This window comes from Sporosarcina sp. (genome assembly GCF_029257255.1).
Classification (GTDB): Bacteria; Bacillota; Bacilli; order Bacillales_A; family Planococcaceae; genus Sporosarcina.
In genome coordinates this window covers 23,951-30,364 of the sequence record NZ_JARICI010000059.1, presented here as the reverse complement: position 1 = coordinate 30,364, position 6,414 = coordinate 23,951, and the positions used below count along the sequence as shown (strand labels likewise).

The 6,414-nt window shown below is 36.2% G+C and carries 6 protein-coding genes; 4 read left to right on the top strand and 2 right to left on the bottom strand.

Translation table 11 applies throughout. From position 1 onward, the window contains the following. Positions 1-662 precede the first annotated feature (662 nt). On the top strand, positions 663-1,361 hold the full coding sequence (locus Q1J64_RS12455) for a MerR family transcriptional regulator (protein ID WP_301109405.1): 699 nt from the start codon (positions 663-665) through the stop codon (positions 1,359-1,361). A gap of 363 nt (positions 1,362-1,724) precedes the next feature. Here the strand turns inward: Q1J64_RS12455 and Q1J64_RS12450 are convergent, their stop codons facing one another. Further along, a complete protein-coding gene (locus Q1J64_RS12450; RefSeq protein ID WP_301109404.1) occupies positions 1,725-2,261 on the bottom strand; it encodes a hypothetical protein in 537 nt (178 codons plus the stop codon). A gap of 385 nt (positions 2,262-2,646) precedes the next feature. Here Q1J64_RS12450 and Q1J64_RS12445 point away from each other — a divergent pair, with 385 nt between their 5' ends. The 3 genes from Q1J64_RS12445 (at position 2,647) to Q1J64_RS12440 (ending at position 5,654) form a co-directional block, all read left to right on the top strand. Further along, positions 2,647-3,039, top strand: a complete 393-nt coding sequence (locus Q1J64_RS12445; RefSeq protein ID WP_301109403.1) for a topoisomerase — start codon at positions 2,647-2,649, stop codon at positions 3,037-3,039. 111 nt (positions 3,040-3,150) lie between these two features. Further along, a complete protein-coding gene (locus Q1J64_RS16725; protein WP_367183501.1) occupies positions 3,151-3,276 on the top strand; it encodes a YjcQ family protein in 126 nt (41 codons plus the stop codon). 824 nt (positions 3,277-4,100) lie between these two features. Then, positions 4,101-5,654 (top strand): primase C-terminal domain-containing protein, encoded by a 1,554-nt coding sequence (locus tag Q1J64_RS12440; protein ID WP_301109402.1) that lies wholly within the window; start codon positions 4,101-4,103, stop codon positions 5,652-5,654. A gap of 296 nt (positions 5,655-5,950) precedes the next feature. Here Q1J64_RS12440 and Q1J64_RS16720 read toward each other — a convergent pair whose 3' ends face one another. Continuing rightward, complete coding sequence (locus tag Q1J64_RS16720) at positions 5,951-6,397, bottom strand: DUF4306 domain-containing protein (RefSeq protein WP_367183502.1); 447 nt, start codon at positions 6,395-6,397, stop codon at positions 5,951-5,953. Positions 6,398-6,414: the final 17 nt, after the last annotated feature.

Here is a 6,414-nt window from a genome sequence, read left to right as displayed (position 1 = left end):
ATTTGGTTCGATGGCTGTTTTAGGAATAATTTGCGTGGATTCCCCTATGGCAAGGGTGGAACAATTCAATGTCAGAAGTGGGCCAAAAACATGGCAAGAGTGGAACAATCGCATGGCTGTAGTCAATAATCATCCTATTTTCCTGTTGTATTGAATTGTCACAATCATTTTTGTTAGTCTAAGTGTATCAAAATCATGTGGAAATTTCCAATTACACCCCTTTAATCTGAAATTGTCATCTACTATTGTTGCTTTTCTGTATGTTACTCGCCCCTGATTGAAAATCCTTGTTAGCCTAGACGTAAAGACGAGCCACGGGTTGCCTAGTGACACGGGGAATGGAACCAACGTCAGCTTCCGCATCGTTGGTTAAAACCGATGATACAAGGAGGTTGGACTAGGTGCAGCGTTACCTAAATCAAGAGGACGACCTTATGCGTAACGTTAAAAACGCCAATAATGTAGTAGTATCGATGAAAGAAATGAAAGAAGAATTTAAACAGTAGCTATGGTGACTAAAGAGAATTATGTCTTAAAAGGAGTAAGTGGAATCCTTAAAGCGGAATTCAACAATCCAAGTAGCGACTCTTTTGAATGTAAATAAAGTCCATCTATGAAGGTTTTTCACTGTTTAACATTGAATAAGTCATTGGGGTGATGTTATGGACAACGTGATCGAAGCAAGCATGAAAACTAGTGATATAGCCAGTAGATTGGGGTTAGAGACCGTTACGATACGCAAGTACTGTCTTGAATTAGAAAAGCGTGGATTCGTCTTTCAGCGTAACGATGGAAAGAACAGAGATTTCACAAGTGAGGACCTACATGCACTATCTCAGATGAAACATTTGATTGAGGTTGCCAAGATGAATCGGGTCGCGGCTGCTACCGTTGTTGTCGCTGGTCACGGGTCTTCTAGTGATACGGGGAATGAATCACCGTCCGTTTCCGTATCGGTGGTTAAACCCGATAAAACAAAGGGTTCGGAAGAGATACAACGCTACTTAGATCAACAGGGCGACATTATCCGTAACGTTCAAGACGTTAATAATGCTGTGATATCGATGAAAGAAATGATGGCCGGATTTCAACAGCAGCTGGCGACGGTGACCGAAGAGAATCGTGTACTGAAGGACATAAATAGAAGCCAGTACACCACGGAATTTCTGACTGTCCATAGGGTTAAAATCAAACTCAGAGAAGAAGCCGAAGCATTGTGGCAACTAGAGCCAGATGAAAAACGGCTTATAAAAAGATGGTTCCGTAAATCAGAAGTAAATCATATAGAGAAAGACCGATTTATCCGCAACTATATCGATACCAACTTTGAGAACTCCTTAAGAATTGAAATAGATGACTAATCTTTTATCGGAAGTCAGATCTGCAATAAGGGGAAGCGTCAGGAAAATGCTGATTTACAACGACAAGCATTTATGGGGCATTGAAAGATGATACAATTCAACAAACGAATGGGCCAGATTGTAAAAGATTTGATTAGCATGGTTCATAAGATCATAAAGGTGTGAGTTGGATATTATATCAACCTAACTTGCATTCAACATACAACTTGAAAAGATTGATTTCTCGTATGGCAAGTAAAAAGAATCCATTTTGGATGTAGATTAAAATCAGGTATAGAAAAACGATTCGTTTTTCTATACCTGATTTATTTTAAGGATATATTAGACATCTATACTAATTTCAGTATGTTTTTTTGTGGGAAATCATTCGATATATCCATTGAAATTATTTGGTCCAGTAAATTCAATGTAATAATTAGAAGATTTATTAAGAGACAAGGTAACTGAAATAGATTTACCTAACGGTATTTCGTATGGTCCTCCTATTGTGCTATCAAGAAGAAGGTCTTTTCGTTTAACTTTAAATTTCAATGAATATTGATGGTCAGTATTATTTACAATAATTTTAGCTGAACTTTTTCCTGTCAATAAGTAATCTGTGTATAAGGTAGAACTGTTTGAGCTTCCGCGGAAAGGATATCTACCTTTCGTAGAAAGATTCCAAATAGATGTTGGTTTTGATGTGCCATAAGGTATAATTAAGTCTTTATTTCCTATACCTGGTTCTACATCATTTACCCCTATATTTTCTTGTGTTTCATGGGATACTGAGTTTTTAAATTCATTTGAATCTAGTACTTGCAATTCTAACTCAGCAGCATTGACATTAACGCTTAATCCGATACCTACAACAACTAAAGCTAATGCTAATGAAGATAACTTAGTGAAAAATTTACTCATGAATATCGCTCCTTATCATATTATTTTAGAAAACTTTTAATTTTCTATAGTTTTTAGTATATCATAACAAATAAAGTATGAAATGGATAAAAGCAGGAATACGTATTATTTCGATTTAATTTATCAAGCTGTTCACTCATTATCAGGGAAAGGACCTCCTGGAGTGTTTAAGATACAAGAGACTGTATCAGCCAGTGTATAAGGAAAAGTTGAAAGCCGAGACCCGAGACCCGAAGAATTACCGAGAATGGGTAAATATAAGTGTTATACTTGTTTTTCTACTTTAGTGAAATACGATTATTACTTATTCTGTAACTTTCACCAATATATAACGTCAAATGTATAAGAATTGTTGTGCAATTTATTTTTGAAAGGAGAAGTAGAGATGTTGAAAAAAACTATAATTTCAGGAATTATATTTAGTTTAATTTTGTTAGTTGGGTGTAATGGAGAGCAGGAGGTTATAGTGTTAGATGATTTGAAAAAAAGCGAAAATGATTCGAATTTATCACCAGAATCAAATTTTTTATCAGAATTACAAAATGAAATAATTGTATCTATTACAGAACAAACGAAACTTGATAGTGATTCAATAGAAACAGTAATGGTAAGTGGTGATACTGATGAATTAACAGTTTCAGTAAGTTTCCCAAAGGATGTAAAAGTTGATGATTCGATGATTCAACTTTTAATTGAAGATTCTATAAAAAAAGTTTCTGAAAAAGAAAATATAACAGTTAGTGAAGAAAATATAACAATAAAAATCGAGAAGAACTAACGAGTAACTTAAGCTATCGGGCGCGATTGCGGAATAAGTCTGATTTCCTTACAAACGATTTCCTATCGTTCGTAAGGAAATCGTTTTTTTTGCTGTAAGGCACTTAACGTTGTGAATCCGCATTTCCCTGATTGTACCCCTAAGGTTACTATAGATGGTCTCCAGTATATAGAAGATAATAGCGGATGGGCAAAAACCTATACTGCAATGAAAAAAATTAGAGATTGGATTAAATAAAAATTTATTCAAGATAGTAGAAAGATCCATACGTGGGACGTTCTTTTTTAAATGCATAAAACCTTTCTAACCTCAAACAAAGACGATTCTTTAACTCATTTTGGCCTGTAACAAAAATGTAATATAACGCCAACATCCTCGCATAAGTAGAAATTTCCACTTTTCCACTTCGACAGAAAACATATCTACTTAACAAAAGTAGAAATTTCTACCTTTGAAATGTATGCATACTTCCTTGAACGTCATTAGAACCCTAGTGCGAGTATGCATTAGGGCTTTTTTTGCATTTATTTTACCAACTCAAAAGTCACTTCTACTTAGCAAAGGTGGAAAAGTGGAAGTTTGCAATTTCTACCTGAATCCAACCTTCTCGCAAAAGTGGAAATCAACAAAATTCGACAAAGCTGCTGTCTAATATGGATTATTTATGAGTTTACAAGTCTATTTGTATGTGTTTAAGTTAGTAGTAATCAAGCAGTAGACAAAATAAAAAAGCCATTCCTAAATGTCTTTTGGCGGACAAGGAATGACTCGAAGCTTTTAACAACTAAATAAGTGAGCGTCCAAGACGTCTTATCCAAATTGAATAAAAGAGCGTCCATAAGTTAGCTGGTAACTGACTTATCGTCGTTAAAACATTGCTATAATCACGTAATGGTGTGCTGGTAACACGCCATTAGCTAATTTTAGATTATGTTGATTATAGCAATGGTAGACCTTTATTTCAATACACTTGCATTGAAATTTTGCGTAAGTGCTTTTTTAAGTGCGCCTTTTAACGAGATAGCTATGGACGCTCACCGACAGAGGGGGAGTATAAGTCCATGGCTATTTGTGCATTTTCAGAGAAAAAGTCAGAGGAAGAGCTGGCTCAAATATATAATGTGTTGCTTCATGAGGGGATCACGACTTTTAAAACAAAACAGTCGAAGGCGAGCTTACCGACTCGTGTTACGGCAGAAAAGCAAGATCGCGTACATAAAAAAGGCGCTGTCTTTGTCGTACGTGACAAGTCTCACTTCACTGCAAACGGAGTGCGTGGCTATATCGTCACGTCAAAAGAAACCTTGCTGGAAGATGCTCAAGCATTGACGCACTTCACACCAAATGTTTACCGCAAATTTGGCTACATAGATGAAAAACGCCGGTATATCCATGGCTTTGAAGAACGGAACTTACAGCAAATTAACACCTTTGTCGTGGATATTGACACGAAGAAGTACACCGTAAATGAACTGCTCTTAACGTGCATGGATGACTCTATCGGATTGCCGACACTCATTGTTGAATCAACACGAGGCTATCAGCTGTATTTTGCTTTACAGCAGCCGTTCTTTATTTCGCCTAAAAATGATTTTCGTGGCTTGAAAGTGGCCAAGCGTATTAGTGATAATTTAAAGCAAAGTCTGCAAGCAGTAGAGGCAGATGTTTTTTGCAATGACTTTGGGTTCTTCCGTCTACCAAATGCGACAAATATCGTTTATGCGGGGCTTGATAATGTGTATGCTGTTGGATCCCTCATTGATTGGTCGATGCGTCAGGATGATAATAAAGATCGCCCCTTGTTTGTCCTGGCAACGAAACGACTGGCAAGCAGTGTCTTAGAAAGTGAGTGGTTCGATGCGCTTGTCCATACTGTGAATATTAACGGGGACAAAGGAAAATTAGGACGCAATAATACGTTGTTCACCCTAGCTTTAATCGGTTATAGCGAAGGATGGGATATAGAGCGAACGGAGAACTTTTTAGACGAGTTTAACGTACGCCTGGAAGCCCCTCTGAATGCATCTGATTTACATACGATCCTTCAGTCGGCATATTCAGGGAAATACCATGGACCGAGCAAGGAATATGTAGAGGCATTATTAGCCCTCCACGTAAAAAATGGTGCGTCTTACAAGGTATCACTCGGACATAGATGCTGGTATAAGTTCAAGAAGGCAAGGGAAGATCGTCAGCGTAGCCATTACGACGAATGGGAGGATGACATCATTGAATACATTACGGCTCAGAAACAGACGACAGAGCCGTTTGTTTGGCTTACTCAAAAAGAGATGTGCGAAGCAATCGGCATCCCTCAAAGTACATTGAATGTGTTGCTGAATAGTTCTACAAAACTAATCAAAACTGTCACTGGAAAAGGACGTGCTAGTAAAACCGGTTGGACAACCGTACAGTTGTTTATTACCTATACCATCGATCTTTTAAGAGCGCAAAAGAATACCTATACAACGTATGTACACCAAATCATTGAGCAACACGTAAATACGCTTAAGCCAATCGCAGGCTATCATGAACTAATCCAAAAACTAAGTCTCTTAAAAGTACTACCTGACAAGTACAGCCCTACTTTCTCGTCGCTCGATAGCTCAGGATAACTTAACACTCCAGTCTGCCATACATATTTCTAGTTACGTGTTCTTGATATTATTAAGAGAAGGCTAGTTTATTAGGATAGGTTCTGTAGGGGAGCAGTGTTCTTCCAATTTTTCATTATGTTATGTGTGTTTGGGCTACTGAAATGATTTTTCGATTAAGTGAAGCTGTGCAAATTGATTTCTTTACGTAGCTTCACTTGTAAGTTCATGTCACAGAAGTTAGAGCAGAATGGTGGAGTGGCATACTTACTCTTCTAGATTAAAATTTTTGAAGTAAAGGGTATTCCTGTATATTATTAATCAATAGACGTGTTTTTTTCCATATTATTCTTTATTAAAAATAGAGCAATACTAATTGATATAAAAGTTGATAGTCCAAATAATATTGATATTAAATGTAACCCTTGGGTTGGGGAGTTTTTTAAGGTAATCATTAATATAATAGAAATAAAAGTAATTAGCCAAAAAGAAATTATTCTTGTTAGTTTATTTTTTATCCAAAATATTATTTGAAAAGTAATTGAGTAGGTCGCGATAAGTGAAACAATTGGATATATAGGTGAAAACTTAGCAGCAAAAATAAAGTAGTCTATTAATAATATATCTTTGGTTGTTTTGAGTTGTTCATTTGTTAAATTAGAAAAAATAGCTGTATGTTCCCATTCCCAGGGCGTATTTAGTATTTCTGAACCTTCATAAATACTAACTAATAATGAAAATAATAATATTAATAAATTTAAGATGAAAAATATTAGACGAA